Below are 15,623 nucleotides of genomic sequence, written 5' to 3'. Positions count from 1 at the left end.
AATGCCGTTGGGACGTCGGCGGCGACCACGATTAAGCGCACGTTAGCCGCAATCCGGCAGTGTCGGCCCTCAGCGGCGTCGGAGCGTTGCGTCCCTCGTCCGGGGCGCCCGCCGCCCCGGGTGCGGCGTATCGATGGGCGCGAGGCTTGAGACGGGACCAGGGGTCCGCCGCACGCCCCGCAGCGCGGGCCTCGCGCTCGCCGTCCTGATCGGCCTCGGGCTGCCGGCCCAGGCGGCGAAGCTCCTCGCCGTCGCCGGCACCGATGCGCAGGGCTATGCGCGAATCGCCTTCACCTTCGACAGCGCGGTCTCGATCAAGGCGCGGCTCTCGAACGGCGTGCTGGTGCTCGGCTACGGCGAGCGGACCGAGGCCGGGCCGGAGCGGCTGGTCTCGCAGCTGCCCGATTACCTCACTGCCGTCCGGCGCGATCCCGACGGCAGCGGCCTGCGGCTCGCCCTGCAGCGGACCGTGCGCGTCAACGTGCAGGACGCCGGCGAGAAGGTCTTCGTCGACCTCCTGCCCGAGAGCTGGACGAGCCTGCCGCCGCCGCTGCCCCCGGAGATCGTCGCCGACCTGGCCCGGCGTGCGCGTGCCGCGGAAGCGATCCTGAAATCGCGCAACCCCGCACCCGTGCGCCGGCCGCTCGGCGTCGAGGTCGCGAAGCTGCCGACGCTCACCCGCCTGACGGTGCGGCTGCCCGAGGGCGCCGAGGCGACCGTCGCCCCGGAAGGTGGCGCAACGCGGCTACGCATCCTGGGGGCCTACAGCTTCGACCTGTCCGAGACCCGTGGCCGGCTGCGCCAGGACATGGCCCGCCTGACCGCGTCGGCCGACGATGCCTCGGCCGGGCTCGTGGTGGCGGCGGGCGATGCTTTCACGGTCTCGACCGACCGCGACGACGACACCGTGGTGTTCGACATCGTCGCCAAGAAGGACGCCGCCGCCAAGGCCGAGGCGGCTGCCAGGGCGGAGCAGGCTGCCAAGGCCGAAGCCGCGACCAAGGCCGAACCTGCGACCAAGCCCGAACCCGCGAGCAAGGGAGAGCCGCCGAGCCGGGTCGCGCCCAGGACCGGGGATGCCAAAGCCTCCGCCACGGCCGATGTTCCGGCGGCCGCCGGACCACCGGGCACCGCGGCGCCGAACCGGCCACCGGCGCCCGAGCCGCCCGAGCGGCAGGCCGGGTCCGGCCTCGTCTTCCCGTTCGCCAAGCGCCCGGCGGTCGCATTGTTCGAGCGCGGCGGGGTCGCGACCCTGGTCTTCGAGACCGGCGAGCCGGTCGCCCTCCCGACCGGCGGGTCGGGCGGCCTACGCGCCCTCGGCGAGCCGGTGCGGACGGGTGCGCTGACGGCGTTGCGCTTCGCCGTCCCGGCCGGGACCTTGCTCGATCTCGTGCCCGCGCGTGCCGGGTCCGCCGCCGGCGCCTGGGAGCTGACCGCGGGGGACGACCTCGGCCCGAGCGACACCCTCGCGCCGGCGCGCCTGCCCGACGCCGCCGGCCACGGGCGCGTCGCGGTCGGCCTGCCGCAACCCGCCAGCGCGGCATGGCTCGATCTCGACGGCGAGCGCATCGCCGTCGTCACCGCGCGCGGCTGGAAGCCCGCCGGCATCGCGAAGCGCCAGCGCTTCGTCGATTTCGAGCTGCTGCCGAGCCGCTTCGGCCTCGCCGTGCTGGCTCAGGCCGACGACCTCACCGTGCGTCCCGACCTCGACGGCGTGGTCATCGGGCGCGAGGGCGGCCTCGCGGTCTCGTCCGTGGCGCGGCCCCCCGAAGCGCCGCTCGCCGAGGCCTCGAACCTCGCGATGCAGCGCGAGCCCTGGGAGCAGGCGCGCCTCGGCGACGTGCGCGAGACGATCCGGGCACAGTTCGGCGCCTCGATCGCGGCGTCCGCCGGAACGCGCGGCCCGCTGCGGCTCACCCTCGCGCGCACCCAGCTCGCCAACGGCCTCGCGCCCGAGGCCCTGACCACCCTCGACGCGGCCTCGGCCGACGACCCCCTGGTGGCGAGCGGCCGCGACACCGCGATCCTGCGCGCCGCGGCGCTCGCCGCGATCGGCCGAAATGCAGAGGCGCGTCGGGTGCTCGCGACCGAGGCGCTGCAACGCGATCCCGAGGCAGTGCTGTGGCGCGCGGTCGCCGACGGGCAGGCGGGACGCTGGCACGACGCCGAGGCCGGCTTCCAGCGGACCTTGCCGGTGATCGAGCGCTACCCGCTCGCCCTGCAGGCGACGATCCGCACGCTGGCGGCCGAATCCGCGCTCGAGACCGGTGACCTCGACACCGCATTGCAGCGGGTCGCGCGGCTCGCGACCGCCGAGCCGACACCGTTGGAGCGGGACCGCGTCGCCCTGGTCCGGGCCCGCGTCGACGAGGCGACCGATCGGACCAAGGCCGCGCTCGACGCCTACGATCGCCTCGCCGAATCGGGCGAGCGACCGGCGGCGGCGGCGGCGGCTCTGCGCGGCACGCTGCTCGCGCGCGAGACCGGCAAGATCACTCCCGACGAGGCGATGGACCGGCTCGAGCGGCTGGCGATCACCTGGCACGGCGGCGAGATCGAGAACGCGATCACCGCCGGGCTCGCCCGGCTCTACATGGCGGCCGGGCGCTATCGCGACGCCTTCACCGCCGTGCGGGCCGCCGATGCCATCGGCTCCGATGCACCCGAGACCCGGGCGCTGCACGACGAGGCGATGGCGCTGTTCGACGAGCTGTACCTCTCGCCGCGGGGCGATTCGCTCAGCGGGATCGACGCGGTGGCGCTGTACTTCGACTTCAAGGACTTCGCGCCGATCGGGCGGCGGGGCGACGCCGTGGTGCGTCGGCTGGCCGAGCGGCTCGTCGGCCTCGACCTGCTCGATCCCGCCGCCAACCTGCTCCAGTACCAGATCGACAACCGCCTCACCGGACCGAGCCGATCGAGCGTCGCGACGCAGCTCGCCTCGATCCGTCTCATGGACGGCAAGCCGCTGATGGCGCTGGAGGCGATCGAGGGAACCTACCTGCCCGAGCTTCCCCGCGACCTGCGCCGCGCCCGGTCGCTGCTGCGCGCGCGCGCGCTGTCCGACCTGTCGCGGACCGATCTCGCGCTCGAGACGATCGAGGGCGAGGCCGGCCCGGACGCGGCGCGGCTGCGGGCGGACATCCTGTGGTCGGCGCGGCGCTGGCGCGAGGCCGGGGAGGCGCACGAGGCCCTGCTCGGTGACGCGTGGCGCTCCGGCAAGGTGCTCGACGACGCGGCCCGCGCCGACGTGATCCGCGCCGGCATCGCCTACGACCTCGCGGTCGAGCCGATCGGGCTCGAGCGGCTGAAGGCCAAGTTCTCGGATGCGATGGCCGACAGCGCCGATGCCCGCACCTTCGCGCTGCTGACCAGCGCCGACGCGACCAAGAAGCCGGGGTTCCGCGAGATCGCCCAGAAGGCGACGAACGCCGAGACCCTGGCGGCCTTCCTCGCCGAGTACCGCAAGCGCTACCCGGACGCCTCGCTCCCCGCCCGCGGCGAGCCCGAGAAGCGCGCGGACGGGCAGGCGACGCCGCCGGGCTGAAGTCGAAAGCCTCCCGTGATCCACGGATCATCGCAGGAGCCCGGTTCACAGGCGGGACGTGGTTCGGTGTCGAGGCCGTCCGCGTCAGCTTCCCCCGTAGCTCTGCACCAGCGATCCGGCGACGAGCGTCCAGCCGTCGACCAGCACGAAGAAGATCAGCTTGAACGGCAGCGCCACGGTCGCCGGCGGCACCATCATCATGCCCACCGCCATCAGCACGGAGGCGACCACGAGGTCGATGATCAGGAACGGGATGAACAGCAGGAAGCCGATCTCGAAGGCGCGGCGCAGCTCCGAGATCATGAAGGCCGGCGTGACGATCTCGAGGCCGACCGCCTCGGGCCCGGAGGGCACCGGCACCTTGGCCATGTCGAGGAACAGCTTCAGGTCCTTCTCGCGGACGTTCTTCAGCATGAACGCCTTGAACGGCGCCGACGCCCGCTCGAAGGCCTGCCCCTGCGTGATCTGGTTGGCGAGCAGCGGCTCGATGCCGGCGCGGTAGGCTTCGCGCCCGGTCGGCGCCATCACGAAGGCGGTGAGGAACAGCGCGAGGCTGACGATCACCGTGGTGGGCGGCGCGGTCTGGGTGCCGAGCGCCGAGCGCAGGATCGACAGCACCACCACGATCCGCGTGAACGCGGTCGCCATCACCAGGACCGAGGGCGCCAAAGCCAGCACGGTGATGAGCGCGACGAGCTGCAGCGCGCGCTCGCTGGCGCCGCCCGCCCCGAGATCCACGGTGAGGCTCTGCGCGGCGGCCGGACCCGCGCCGAGCGCGAGCGCGAAGACGGCGAGCCCGAGACGGCGCGGGATCCGGAAACGAGGATGGATGTCGGCGGGCTTCATGGCGCCGGCACCCTGGGGCGGGTTCTCGGGCCGTGCAAGCCTGGAGGACGGGTCGAGCCTCGCGGACGGGCCGCGCGCGCTCATGGCGTCGGCGAGCCCACGGTGCCGCGGCGCGATTCGAGGTTCTGCCACACGATCAGGGAGGGCAGGCCGAGCACCACGTCGGGGACGCGCTTGGCGAGCGACAGGGCGATGGCGGTGCCGGGATCGATGCCGAACAGCGCGCCGACGATCACGAAGCCGCCCTCCTGCACGCCGAGCCCGCTCGGGATCGGGAAGGCCGCCGACTTGATCGCCTGGCTCAGGGCCTCGATCACCAGGACCTCGGACACGGTCACGCCCTCGACGCCGATGCAGGCGAGCACGATGGCGATCTCGGCCGCGCCCAGCGTCCAGGCGAGGGCGTGCAGCAGGACCGATTGCAGCAGCGGCAGGCGCCGTCCGCGGCCCCAGACCGCATCGAGCGCATCCTGCACGCTGCCGCCCTCGCCGCGGGCCGGCTCGGCCTCGCGCACGAAGCGCCGCGAGAGCGCGCCGAGCTTGCGCTCGACGAAGCGCGCCGCACCCGTGCGCTGGAAGGCGAAGAAGGCGGCGAGCACGAGGCCGGCGACCGCGAGCGCCCGCAGCACCCAGCGCGCGAGCTCGGCGGCCGGCTCGCCCTCCACCTGCATCAGCAGGCCGGCGCCGAGCAGCGCGAACAGCGCCTGCGTCCCGACCTGGAACAGCATGTCGGCGAGGATCGAGGCGGCGGCGAGCGGCCCGGCGACGCCCCAGAAGGTCAACAGCCGGCCGCCGACCACGTCGCCCCCGACGGAGGCGACCGGCAGCAGCACGTTGATGCCCTCGCGCACGAAGCGCAGGGTGGCGAAGGCGGGAAGGCCGGCCGGCGACAGGCCGTCGAGGATGCGCTGCCAGGCGACCGCGCAGATCGTCACGATGGCCGCCCGCATCATCACCACGGCGGCCAGGCCCAGGAACCCGATCCGGCCGAACGCGTCGGCGACGGCTCCGAGGTCGTTGGTGGCGACGAGCCAGACGGCGAGGCCGAGGCCGAGCACGGTGCCGGCCAGCGGCAGGCGGCGCAGGATCGCCCGCGCGACCCCGGTCCGGCCCGCGCGGGAGGCCCCCGGCGCCGTCACGCGGCCGCGTCCCGATCGTCTCCGGCCTCCGGATCGTGCGACGGCGCGGCCGGTCTCCGGCACGGCAGCAGCTGGGCGGCGATCTCGGCCGCGGGCGCCGCCGGGTCGATCAGCAGGATCCGCCCGCCCGCGACGCTGGCCCCGGTGGCGACGGCGACGAGGCGCTTCGGGCAGGGGCCGAGGCATCCGGTCTCGACGATCCGAAGCTTCGCCCCGGGCCGGGCCTGCTTCAGGCCGGCCTTCACCCGGTCGCGGATCGCCCGCTTGGGCAAGCCCTGGCGCTTGGCGCACTTCGTGCAGACCGCCACCACCTCGGAGAACTTCGCCTTCGCCGTTCGGACGGGTCGGGCAGGTGCGACGTCGGCGGGATCCGTTTTCATCGCACATCGGGTAGGACGGGGACGGGCGGCGCGCAACCGCGGCGGATCGTGCCGGCCGCCGCCGGCCGCGCACCGCCGACGCCTTAAAAAGGGCCGAAAAGAACGGGATTGCGGCACCGCTCCGATCGCGAGCGGGCCTCGTCTCGAAAGCGAGCCGGCGAGGTCGCACGGCGCGGCCGTCTCCGTCACGGCGCGGTCGAACGAGCAGAGCGCAGGATACCGGAACGGATGAGCGTCGACGAGGTCAGGCAAGGCGATCGGCTCCGCGGCCTTCTGCAGGTCGCGCAGCGGTCTGTGACCGAGCTTCGGCGCGGTGCCGAGACGATCGAGCCGATCCGCGATCCGGCCCGGCGCTCGCTGGTCCAGCGCACCCGCGAGAGCCTCGCCTGGACCCGCCTGCCGGGCCTCAGCCCGGTCGACGCGGAGCCGAAGAGCTACGTCGCCCGGCTGGTCCAGCGCTTCAGCCTGTTCGTCCTGCTGCCGACCGCGGTCGTCGGGTTCTACCTGTTCGCGATCGCCTCGGACCAGTACATCGCCGAGGCGCAGTTCGCCGTGCGCGGCAACGTCGAGCCGATGGAGAACGTGTCGCTCGGCGAGTACACCAGCCTGATTCAGAAGCACAACAGCCAGGACAGCTACATCGTCCGGGACTTCATCAACAGCCAGGCGATGGTCGACGCCGTCGAGAAGAGCCTCGGCGTGTCGCAGATGTTCTCTCGCAAGGAAGCCGACTTCTGGGCGCGCTATCGCACGCCGCAGCCGATCGAGGAGCTGACGAAGTACTGGCAGGAGCACGTCCAGGCGCGGATCGACGCGATCTCGGGCGTGATCCAGCTGTCGGTCCGCGCCTTCACGCCGGAGGACGCCCTGGCGATCGCCAAGGACGTGGTCGCCCGCTCCGAGGTGCTGATCAACGAGATCTCGCGGCGCGCGCAGGCCGACATGGTCAAGCAGGCCGAGATCGATTCGGCGGCGGCGCAGGAGCGGCTGCGCAAGGCGACGCTGGACATCCAGCGCTACCGCAACCACTGGGGCATCATCGATCCGATCAAGTCGGCGGAGGGCACCCTGCTGACGATGATGACCCTGCGCAAGGAGAAGCTGAAGGCGGAGAACGACCTCCAGGTGCTGCGCGGCTCGAACCTCGACGAGAAGTCCCGCTCGATCCAGGTCCTCGCCGCGACGGTGGCGGCGATCGACGGCCAGATGAAGACGCTGCAGGACCAGCTGACCACCGACGGGGGCGCCGCCGGCGGCGCGACCATGACCAACGCGCTGCTCGAATACGAGGGCCTGATGGTCGAGCGCACCATCGCCGAGAAGCTCAACGAGATGGCGAACACGCTGCTCGACCGGGCGCGCGTCTCCGCCGGCAAGCAGCACATCTTCCTCACGGCCTTCGTGCCGCCGATGATCCCGACGGATTCGCTCTATCCCAAGCGCTGGCGCCAGCTCGCGGTGCTGTTCTTCTGCTTCGTCGTGCTGTGGAGCTCGGTGTCGCTGATCGTCGGCGGAATCAGGGACCAGCGGATCTGAGCGGGCGCAGCGCCCGATAGGGCCGGCCCGCATCCGGGTCCGGCCGCCCCCCCTCGAGCGGACCCGATCGCACGCCCATGCCGGACTTCTCCGACCTCGTCGCCCAGGCGATCAAGCCGACCATGAACCGGGCCGAGCGCGAGGCGGTCTACGGGGTGGTGCGGCAGGCGGTGCTGCGCCTGCGCGAGCGCGAGGGCATGGCGCCCGACGATCCCCGCCTCGCGATCCAGCATCACCTCGTCGAGGAGACGATCCGCGACGTCGAGGCCGACATCGCGCGCTTCGAGGCGATGCGGAAACTGGACGCGGCGCTCGCGGCGCAGACGCTCGCCCACAACGACGGCGGATCGGGGCGCCGCCGCTGAGGCGATACGCCGTCGCTCCCGCGTTGACCGGAGCGTTGGCCCCCTGTTTGCTGGTGGGACCTGCCGGCCGCGACGACCGGAGCCGAAGGCCTACCGATCCATGCCGTTGCCGCACCCGTCCGCCGAACCTGCGATCGCCCGCGATGCCCACGTCCGCGGCGCGGCCGCCGAGGACCGATTCACGGGCGGCCTGCCGGAGATCCGGCGCTTCGCCGACGAGATGGCCGCTTGGCGGCACGACCTGCACGCCCATCCCGAGCTGCTCTACGACGTCACGCGCACCGCCGGCTTCGTCGCCGACAAGCTCGCGGCCTTCGGCTGCGACGCGGTCGAGACCGGCATCGGCCGGACCGGCGTCGTCGGCGTGATCCGGGGCAGGGGAAACGGGGCCGGACACGGCGCGGGCCAAGCCGCCGCCCGCACCCTGGGTCTGCGCGCCGACATGGACGCCCTGCCGATCCAGGAGGTGCGCGACCTCGCCTACCGCTCGACCGTGCCGGGCAAGATGCACGCCTGCGGGCACGACGGGCACACCGCGATGCTGCTCGGCGCCGCGAAGTACCTCGCGGCCACCCGCAACTTCGACGGGACGGCGGTGCTGATCTTCCAGCCCGCGGAGGAGGGCGGCGGCGGCGGCGAGGCGATGATCGAGGACGGGCTGATGGAGCGCTTCGGCATCGATGCGGTCTACGGGATGCACAACATCCCCGGCCTGGCGCTCGGATCCTTCGCGATCCGTCCCGGCCCGATCATGGCCTCGACCGACCGCTTCACCCTGACGATCGAGGGACGCGGCGGCCACGCCGCCCTGCCGCACAACGCGATCGACAGCGTCGTGGTGGCGAGCCACGTGGTGATCGCCCTGCAATCGATCGTGTCGCGCACCATCGACCCGCTGCAATCGGCCGTGGTCTCGGTCTGCGCGCTCGAAGCCGGCGAAGCCTTCAACGTGCTGCCGCAGACGGTGACGATGCGCGGCACCATGCGCGCGCTCTCGACCGCGGTGCGCACGGCGACGAAGGCGCGGATCGTGGCGATCGTCGAGCAGGTCTCGGCCGGGTTCGGCGCGGTCGGCAGCGTCGACTTCGGATCGAGCTACCCCGTGACCGAGAACCACCCGGCGGAAGCCGCCTTCATGGCCGACGTCGCCGCCGGCCTCGTCGGCGAAGCGCGGGTCGACCGCGCCGTCGCGCCGATGATGGCGGCCGAGGACTTCTCCTACATGCTCGGCCGGCGCCCCGGCGCCTACCTGTTCCTCGGCAACGGCGACAGCGCCGCGCTCCACCACCCGCACTACGATTTCTGCGACGCCGCCGCCCCGCTCGGCGCCTCGCTCTGGGCACGGCTGATCGAGACGGGGCTGCCGCTGGCGGGGTGAGACGTGGACGCGCAAGCGTCTCCGGATCACGGCTGTCGACGCGGGAAGATGAGAGCGCCGCCATTGCTCGATCATCGCGGTCGCGGCGACCGTCGCCGACACGCGCGCTGTTGTATATCTCGCCGCGCAAGCGCGTGCAGCCTCGTGACCACGCGGCGTGAGGATGTCGGGCATGCGGCAAGCCTGCATCGCGGGCGTCGTCCAGCTTCGCGAGCGGACCGTCGACCGCTACGGCCATCCGGTCGGCGACGAGACTTGACGCTGTTCGCCGAGACCGTACGCGAGGGGACGGGGTCCGATGCGCTCCTCGTCCGTCTCGGCGGCGAGGCGTTCGCCGCGCTCCTGCCCGGCTGCGACCGGCAGCCGGCGCTCGGCCGCGGCGCGGCGATCGCGCGCCGGTTCGCTGCGGCGGCGACGGGGGCGGACGGCCTCGCGATCCACGCCACCGTCAGCGGCGGGCTCGCGGCCCCGGAGGGCCGCGATCTCGCCGAGAGGCTCGCGAGCGCCGACGGCGCGCTGTACCGGGCAAAAGTCCTCGGTCGGAACCGCATCGAGGCCGCCGGCCCGGAGGCGCTGGCCGCCGCGGCCTAGCGGCCCGGCTCCGGCCCGCGACGAGCCCGGCAGGCGAGTCGACGACGATGTGGGCCAACTTCCCCCACGGAGATCCCGCGTGTCACGCCGCCGGGTAGCGCTCCTTGAGCAGCGCGTAGACCAGGCGCGCGGTCTGCACCTCGCCGCCCTCCGGCCGGCCGGGCTTGGCCGAGGGGTTCCAGCCGTAGAGGTCGAGGTGGACGTGGCGCTTGGTGCTCGGGGCGAAGCGGCGCAGGAACAGCGCGGCGGTGATCGCCCCGGCGAAGGGGCCGCCGGAGACGTTGTTGAGGTCGGCCACCTTCGAGGCGAGCAGGCTCGCATAGGGCGCGTGCAGCGGCAGGCGCCAGACCGGATCGGCCGCGGCGCGGCCCGCCGCCTCGAACGCGGCGGCGAACGCGTCGTCCTCGGTGAAGAACGCCGGCAGGTCGGGGCCGAGCGCCACGCGGGCGGCGCCGGTGAGCGTCGCGAAGTCGATCAGCATCTCGGGCGCGTCGGCATCGGCGAGCGCCAGCGCGTCGGCGAGGATCAGCCGGCCCTCGGCATCGGTGTTGCCGATCTCGACGGTGAGCCCGGCGCGGCTGCGGATCACGTCGCCGGGGCGGAAGGCCTCGCCGGAGATCGCGTTCTCCACAGCCGGGATGAGCAGGCGCAGCCGCAGGCGCAGGCCGGCGCCCATCGCCATGTCGGCGGCGGCGAGGGCTGCGGCTGCGCCGCCCATATCCTTCTTCATCAGCAGCATGCCGGCCGACGGCTTGATGTCGAGGCCGCCGGTGTCGAAGGCGACGCCCTTGCCGACCAGCGTCACCCGCGGCGCGTCGGCCGGCCCCCAGGTGAGGTCGATCAGCCGGGGCGGGCGGGTCGAGGCGGCGCCGACCGCGTGGACCAGCGGGAAATCGCGCTCGATCTCGGCGCCGGCGATGACCGTGATCGTCGCCCCGTGCCGCTCGGCCAGCGCACGCGCCGCCGCCTCGATCTCGGCCGGGCCGAGGTCGTTGGCCGGCGTGTTGACAAGGTCGCGCCCGAGCGCGACCGCGGCGGCGATGCGATCGGTGTCGGCGGCGTCGATTCCCTCCGGCGCGACGAGGCGGGGGCGCTCCGGCCCGGCGGGGCGGTAGCGCGAGAAGCGATAGGATCCGAGCAGCCAGGCGAGCGCCGCCTCGGCCGGCGCCTCGGCATCCGCGAAGGCGTAGGTGCCGGGCGGCAGCAGGCCGGGGAGCTTGCCGGCGAGAAGCCGATCGTGGCCGGCCGCGTCGGTCTCGCCGAGGCCGAACAGCACGCGGGCGAGCGTCCCGTCGGCGGCGGGCAGCAACGCCACCTGCCCGGGCTTGGCCGCGAAGCCGATCGCCCCCGCATAGGTCCGCTGCGCGGCGTCGAGGCCGGCTTCGATCCTCGGCCACCCGTCCTTCGCGACCAGGGAGATCGGGATGCCGGAGGTTCCGGCCGGCAACAGGGGCGGAAGGGACGGTGCGGTGTCTGTCATGCGGTCCTGGCCGGGCCGGGCGCTTAACCCCGGGTTAGGGTTAACGCTCTATCACCGTCCCGTCCGGCACGGGAAGAACCTCCTGCCGGACCTCGACGGAGCATTCCATGATCGCGGCCCTCCGGCCGAATACGGCCCCGTTCGCCCGGGGTTCGGCCCCCCGCCTGGTCGCCGCCTGCCTGGTCACCCTCGTGGCCGCCGGGTGCCAGTCGCGCTCGCCCGAGACCACCGGCTCGATCGACGCCCCGCGCATCGCGGCCGGGCAGGTCGAGTCGCTCGCCGAATCCTACGCCGCCAACCCGAACGATCTCGGCATCGCGATGCGCTACGCGCAGGCGCTGCGGGCCACCGACCAGCGTGCCCAGGCGAGCGCGGTGCTGCAGCAGGCCGCCCTGCGGAACCCGCGCAACACGGCGGTGCTCGGCGCCTACGGCAAGTCCCTGGTCGAGGTCGGGCGGCTGCAGGAGGCGCAGGACGTGCTGCAGAACGCCCATTCCCCGGCGCAGCCCGACTGGCGCATCCTGTCGGCGCAGGGCTCCGTCTCCGACCAGCTCGGCGACCACGCCCGCGCGCAGAGCTTCTACGAAGCGGCCCTCAAGATCCGCCCCGACGAGCCCTCCGTCCTGTCCAATCTCGGTTTGTCCTACGCGTTGGCGCGCCAGCTCGACCGCGCCGAGGAGACGATGCGCGTCGCGGTCTCGCGGCCCGGCGCAGACGCGCGAGTGCGCGGCAACCTCGCCCTGGTGCTCGGCCTGAAGGGCCGGTTCGACGAGGCCGAGGCGATCCTGCGGCGCGACCTGCCGCCCGCGGAGGTCGCCGCCAACCTCGCCTCGCTGCGCAGCCTCGCCGCCCAGTCGACCCGCGCCGCGGCCGCCGCCTCGGCCCGCAAGCCGGCCGATCGCGGCTAGAGCATCTTCAAGCGAGGTGGATCCCGGCTCGCGTGAAGACAATGCGATCTCTCGACAAGATAGAGCGTTTTTCGTGATCCGGGGATCACCAAAAATCCTCTAGGACGCGTCGTCCGGTCGGCGGTGCGCCCCGCGTTCGAGCGCCTTGAGCGCACCGCGGAAGGTGCGCACGTCCTGGTCGGTCAGGCTCATGCGGTGGAGCCGGTCGCGCATGTTGCGGGCGATGATCTCGCGCTTCTGCGGCGGGTAGAATCCGGCGCGCGCGAGCGTCGCCTCGAGGATGTCGAACAAGGAGAGCAGCGCCTCGCGGGTCGCCTGCGGCGCCCGGATCTCGCCGGTGAAGCGCGGTCGGGCGAGGCCCGCCGCGCGCCGCCACTCGTAGCCGACCAGCAGCACGGCCTGGGCGAGGTTGAGCGACGGGAATGCCTCGGCGACGGGAAAGGTGACGATGGCATCGGCCAGCGAGACCTCGTCGTTCAGGAGCCCGACGCGCTCGCGGCCGAACATCACCCCGACCTTCTCGGCGTTCGCGCCGCGCTCGGCCGCCTCCGTCATGGCGGCGTCGGGCAGCAGCACGCGCTTCATCTGCCCGCGCTCCCGCGCGGTGGTCGCGAGCAGCATGGTGAGGTCGGCGACGGCGTCTGGAAGCGTCGCGAAGACCTTGGCGGCGTCGAGCACGTGCGTCGCGCCGGAGGCGGCCTCGCGCGCGCCCTTCTTCGGCCAGCCGTTGCGCGGTGCGACGAGCCGCAGCTCCGACAGCCCGAAATTCGCCATGGCGCGGGCGGTCATGCCGATGTTCTCGGCCAGCTGCGGTTCGACGAGGATGACGACGGGGGCGCTCATGCGCGGCGCTCTCGCATGGACGTCCGCCGTGCGGAAGGGCCGCCGGCCGGACCGGAGGGTCTCGGCCGCAAGGATCAGATCTTCCCGTCGAGGCCCATCTGATAATACTTGTGCACGATCTTGTCCTGGTTCTCCAGCAGCCAGTCGATCGAGGGCTCGTTGGTCATCGCCTTGCGGATCGCCTCCGTCATGCCGCGGCGCTGGATGTCGAACAGCGCCTTGTGGTCGACGGTCTCGGCCTGGATCACGCCGGGGCTGAGCCAGACCGAGCAGATGATGCCGAGGTCGTTGGCCTTCTCCTTGGGGATGTAGCCGGCGCGGACCGCGTCGAGCACGCCGTTGGCGATGGCGAACTGCACCGTGCCCATCAGGATCGAGGTGTACTTCGATTCCGTGACGCTGACCTTGGAGACGCACAGCGTCACCGGCCGCACCATGATGTCGGTGTTCAGCAGCGCGAAGACGCGGGAATGGCCGACGACCTGGTCGCCGGTCAGCGTGGCCAGCGCGGTGCCGACCGGCCCGTCGAGCTCGCCGATGATCACCTCCGGCTCGGATGCGGTGTTCGGCGGCCCGCCGGCGACCAGCGCCTCGCCGGCCCGCAGGATGATGCGCTCGCTCATGGTTGCTCCTCACGCGTGATGGATGCGCGCTGATCCCAGCCGGACGGCCGGATGTCCACCCCTAAGCGCCGCACGGCCGAGCTTGCATGACAGCCCCGGCGGCCTGTCCGCGCCCCCGGCTTTCGCCCGGGAAACGCCCGCGCTATGACCCGCCCCGCGGCCGCACGGCATTTGCATGGGGCCCGCCCGGATTACCACGGAAGGCAGCGGCTCATGGACAAGATCAAGGTGGCGAAGCCCGTCGTCGAGCTCGACGGCGACGAGATGACCCGGATCATCTGGTCCGAGATCAAGAACAAGCTGATCCACCCCTATCTCGACCTGGACCTCGACTATTACGACCTCGGCGTCGAGCATCGCGATGCCACGAACGACAAGGTGACGGTCGACGCGGCCGAGGCGATCAAGCGCCACGGCGTCGGCGTGAAGTGCGCCACCATCACCCCCGACGAGCAGCGCGTCGAGGAGTTCAAGCTCAAGGAGATGTGGCGCTCGCCCAACGGCACGATCCGCAACATCCTCGGCGGCGTCATCTTCCGCGAGCCGATCATCTGCAAGAACGTGCCCCGCCTCGTGCCGGGCTGGACCCAGCCCTTCGTCATCGGCCGCCACGCCTACGGCGACCAGTACCGCGCCACCGACTTCAAGGTGCCGGGCAAGGGCCGCCTGACGATCAAGTTCGAGGGCGACGACGGCACCGTGATCGAGAAGGAGGTGTTCAAGTTCCCGGCCGCCGGCGTCGCGATGTCGATGTACAACCTCGACGACTCGATCCGCGACTTCGCCCGCGCCTCGCTGAACTACGGCCTCGCACGCAAGTACCCGGTCTACCTGTCGACCAAGAACACCATCCTCAAGGCCTATGACGGCCGCTTCAAGGACCTGTTCCAGGAAGTGTTCGACGCCGAGTTCAAGGGCAAGTTCCAGGCGCTCGGCATCACCTACGAGCACCGGCTGATCGACGACATGGTCGCCTCGTGCCTGAAGTGGTCCGGCGGCTACGTCTGGGCCTGCAAGAACTACGACGGCGACGTGCAGTCCGACACGGCGGCGCAGGGCTTCGGCTCGCTCGGCCTGATGACCTCGGTGCTGATGACGCCGGACGGCCAGACCGTCGAGGCCGAGGCCGCGCACGGCACGGTGACGCGCCACTACCGCGAGCACCAGAAAGGCAAGGAGACCTCGACCAACTCGATCGCCTCGATCTTCGCCTGGACCCGCGGCCTCGCCCACCGGGCCAAGCTCGACGGCAACGCCGAGCTCGCCAAGTTCGCGACGACGATCGAGACCGTCTGCGTCGACACCGTCGAGGCGGGCTTCATGACCAAGGATCTCGCCCTCCTGGTCGGGCCCGAGCAGAAGTGGCTCTCCACCACCGGCTTCCTCGACAAGGTCGACGAGAACCTCAAGGCGGCGATGGCGGGCTGAGGCCCTATCGTGCCGGGCGGACGGCTCCGCCCGGCATGTCGCGCAACCAATCCGGGAAGCGGCCGTCGCGCAGGAAGGCGAGGGCCGCTTCCGCCACGTCGGGATGGTTCATCAGTATTCCTTACCGAGCGACGCAGCGATGGGCGCGCTGGAATAATGTCCTGATCGCGCACTGGTAGACTCGTCATTCCGTCGACGCATACTATTCGACGTGCTCGACCGAGAAACGCATCCTTCGAAAAAACTCGCTGGCAGTGATGACCATCTTAGGACTATAGGCATAGCGCGCATTGAGTCCGATAGGGATTCCCTTCATAGAGGATCGTCGGGTGGCGATTTCAGCTCTTCGAGGGCGCTTGCGATGCCGAACGATCAGGGGCCAATCATCGAGATCGCGGTCGAGCCGAAGTCGAAGGCCGATCAGGAGAAGCTCGGCATCGCGCTCGCCAAGCTCGCGGCCGAGGATCCGTCCTTCCGCGTCTCCACCGATCAGGAGTCGGGCCAGACCATCCTGCGCGGGATGGGCGAGCTGCACCTCGACATCAAGGTCGACATCCTG

The 15,623-nt window shown here is 72.1% G+C and carries 13 protein-coding genes and 1 pseudogene; 8 read left to right on the top strand and 6 right to left on the bottom strand.

Annotation, left to right across the window (positions count from 1 at the left end; genetic code table 11):
- The first annotated feature begins 133 nt into the window (after positions 1–133).
- Positions 134–3,547, top strand: a complete 3,414-nt coding sequence (locus tag MKK70_RS02660) for a hypothetical protein (RefSeq protein ID WP_243945696.1) — start codon at positions 134–136, stop codon at positions 3,545–3,547.
- 84 nt (positions 3,548–3,631) lie between these two features.
- Here MKK70_RS02660 and fliP read toward each other — a convergent pair whose 3' ends face one another.
- The 3 genes from fliP to MKK70_RS02645 form a co-directional block, all read right to left on the bottom strand.
- Positions 3,632–4,393: a flagellar type III secretion system pore protein FliP gene (gene fliP / locus MKK70_RS02655; protein ID WP_279596288.1), complete on the bottom strand. Its 762-nt coding sequence runs from the start codon at positions 4,391–4,393 to the stop codon at positions 3,632–3,634.
- A gap of 80 nt (positions 4,394–4,473) precedes the next feature.
- Positions 4,474–5,532, bottom strand: a complete 1,059-nt coding sequence (locus tag MKK70_RS02650; RefSeq protein ID WP_243945694.1) for a lysylphosphatidylglycerol synthase domain-containing protein — start codon at positions 5,530–5,532, stop codon at positions 4,474–4,476.
- The gene (locus MKK70_RS02645; RefSeq protein ID WP_243945693.1) at positions 5,529–5,912 is read right to left on the bottom strand and encodes a hypothetical protein; all 384 of its coding nucleotides are present in this window, start codon (positions 5,910–5,912) and stop codon (positions 5,529–5,531) included. Before MKK70_RS02645 ends, MKK70_RS02650 begins: the two co-directional genes overlap by 4 nt.
- A 228-nt stretch (positions 5,913–6,140) precedes the next feature.
- Between MKK70_RS02645 and MKK70_RS02640 the strand changes: the two genes are divergently transcribed.
- The 4 genes from MKK70_RS02640 to MKK70_RS02625 all read left to right on the top strand — a co-directional run bounded on the left by MKK70_RS02640 (position 6,141) and on the right by MKK70_RS02625 (position 9,782).
- Positions 6,141–7,448 carry a capsule biosynthesis protein gene (locus MKK70_RS02640; protein ID WP_147728783.1) on the top strand — a complete coding sequence of 436 codons (1,308 nt, stop codon included), beginning with the start codon at positions 6,141–6,143 and terminating at the stop codon, positions 7,446–7,448.
- Positions 7,449–7,525: 77 nt separating this feature from the next.
- Positions 7,526–7,813 carry a hypothetical protein gene (locus MKK70_RS02635; RefSeq protein ID WP_147728782.1) on the top strand — a complete coding sequence of 96 codons (288 nt, stop codon included), beginning with the start codon at positions 7,526–7,528 and terminating at the stop codon, positions 7,811–7,813.
- A 190-nt stretch (positions 7,814–8,003) separates the two neighbouring features.
- Positions 8,004–9,191: a M20 aminoacylase family protein gene (locus tag MKK70_RS02630; protein WP_243945721.1), complete on the top strand. Its 1,188-nt coding sequence runs from the start codon at positions 8,004–8,006 to the stop codon at positions 9,189–9,191.
- A gap of 255 nt (positions 9,192–9,446) precedes the next feature.
- On the top strand, positions 9,447–9,782 hold the full coding sequence (locus MKK70_RS02625) for a GGDEF domain-containing protein (protein ID WP_243945691.1): 336 nt from the start codon (positions 9,447–9,449) through the stop codon (positions 9,780–9,782).
- An 82-nt stretch (positions 9,783–9,864) separates the two neighbouring features.
- Here MKK70_RS02625 and MKK70_RS02620 read toward each other — a convergent pair whose 3' ends face one another.
- The gene (locus MKK70_RS02620) at positions 9,865–11,262 is read right to left on the bottom strand and encodes a leucyl aminopeptidase family protein (protein ID WP_243945689.1); all 1,398 of its coding nucleotides are present in this window, start codon (positions 11,260–11,262) and stop codon (positions 9,865–9,867) included.
- A 107-nt stretch (positions 11,263–11,369) separates the two neighbouring features.
- Between MKK70_RS02620 and MKK70_RS02615 the strand changes: the two genes are divergently transcribed.
- On the top strand, positions 11,370–12,170 hold the full coding sequence (locus MKK70_RS02615; RefSeq protein ID WP_243945687.1) for a tetratricopeptide repeat protein: 801 nt from the start codon (positions 11,370–11,372) through the stop codon (positions 12,168–12,170).
- A 99-nt stretch (positions 12,171–12,269) separates the two neighbouring features.
- Here the strand turns inward: MKK70_RS02615 and MKK70_RS02610 are convergent, their stop codons facing one another.
- The gene (locus MKK70_RS02610; protein WP_147725868.1) at positions 12,270–13,013 is read right to left on the bottom strand and encodes an RNA methyltransferase; all 744 of its coding nucleotides are present in this window, start codon (positions 13,011–13,013) and stop codon (positions 12,270–12,272) included.
- Between the two features lie 74 nt (positions 13,014–13,087).
- Positions 13,088–13,636, bottom strand: coding sequence for a formaldehyde-activating enzyme (locus tag MKK70_RS02605; protein WP_147725869.1), 549 nt, complete (start codon positions 13,634–13,636; stop codon positions 13,088–13,090).
- 213 nt (positions 13,637–13,849) lie between these two features.
- Here MKK70_RS02605 and MKK70_RS02600 point away from each other — a divergent pair, with 213 nt between their 5' ends.
- Both MKK70_RS02600 and MKK70_RS02595 read left to right on the top strand, forming a co-directional pair.
- The gene (locus MKK70_RS02600) at positions 13,850–15,064 is read left to right on the top strand and encodes an NADP-dependent isocitrate dehydrogenase (RefSeq protein WP_147842530.1); all 1,215 of its coding nucleotides are present in this window, start codon (positions 13,850–13,852) and stop codon (positions 15,062–15,064) included.
- A gap of 379 nt (positions 15,065–15,443) precedes the next feature.
- A pseudogene (locus MKK70_RS02595) lies at positions 15,444–15,623 on the top strand (hypothetical protein); the annotation flags it as partial.

The organism is Methylobacterium sp. E-041 (genome assembly GCF_022829665.1).
Taxonomy (GTDB): domain Bacteria; phylum Pseudomonadota; class Alphaproteobacteria; order Rhizobiales; family Beijerinckiaceae; genus Methylobacterium.
The sequence above is the reverse complement of the archived record's forward strand: the minus strand, read 5'-3'. Positions and strand labels throughout refer to the sequence as shown.

Excerpts from the sequence above, each read along its gene's own strand:
- MKK70_RS02660 (WP_243945696.1), top strand. The coding sequence starts at position 134 with ATGGGCGCGAGGCTTGAGACGGGACCAGGGGTCCGCCGCACGCCCCGC.
- fliP (WP_279596288.1), bottom strand. The coding sequence starts at position 4,393 with ATGAAGCCCGCCGACATCCATCCTCGTTTCCGGATCCCGCGCCGTCTC.
- MKK70_RS02645 (WP_243945693.1), bottom strand. The coding sequence starts at position 5,912 with ATGAAAACGGATCCCGCCGACGTCGCACCTGCCCGACCCGTCCGAACG.
- MKK70_RS02640 (WP_147728783.1), top strand. The coding sequence starts at position 6,141 with ATGAGCGTCGACGAGGTCAGGCAAGGCGATCGGCTCCGCGGCCTTCTG.
- MKK70_RS02635 (WP_147728782.1), top strand. The coding sequence starts at position 7,526 with ATGCCGGACTTCTCCGACCTCGTCGCCCAGGCGATCAAGCCGACCATG.
- MKK70_RS02620 (WP_243945689.1), bottom strand. The coding sequence starts at position 11,262 with ATGACAGACACCGCACCGTCCCTTCCGCCCCTGTTGCCGGCCGGAACC.
- MKK70_RS02615 (WP_243945687.1), top strand. The coding sequence starts at position 11,370 with ATGATCGCGGCCCTCCGGCCGAATACGGCCCCGTTCGCCCGGGGTTCG.
- MKK70_RS02610 (WP_147725868.1), bottom strand. The coding sequence starts at position 13,013 with ATGAGCGCCCCCGTCGTCATCCTCGTCGAACCGCAGCTGGCCGAGAAC.
- MKK70_RS02605 (WP_147725869.1), bottom strand. The coding sequence starts at position 13,636 with ATGAGCGAGCGCATCATCCTGCGGGCCGGCGAGGCGCTGGTCGCCGGC.
- MKK70_RS02600 (WP_147842530.1), top strand. The coding sequence starts at position 13,850 with ATGGACAAGATCAAGGTGGCGAAGCCCGTCGTCGAGCTCGACGGCGAC.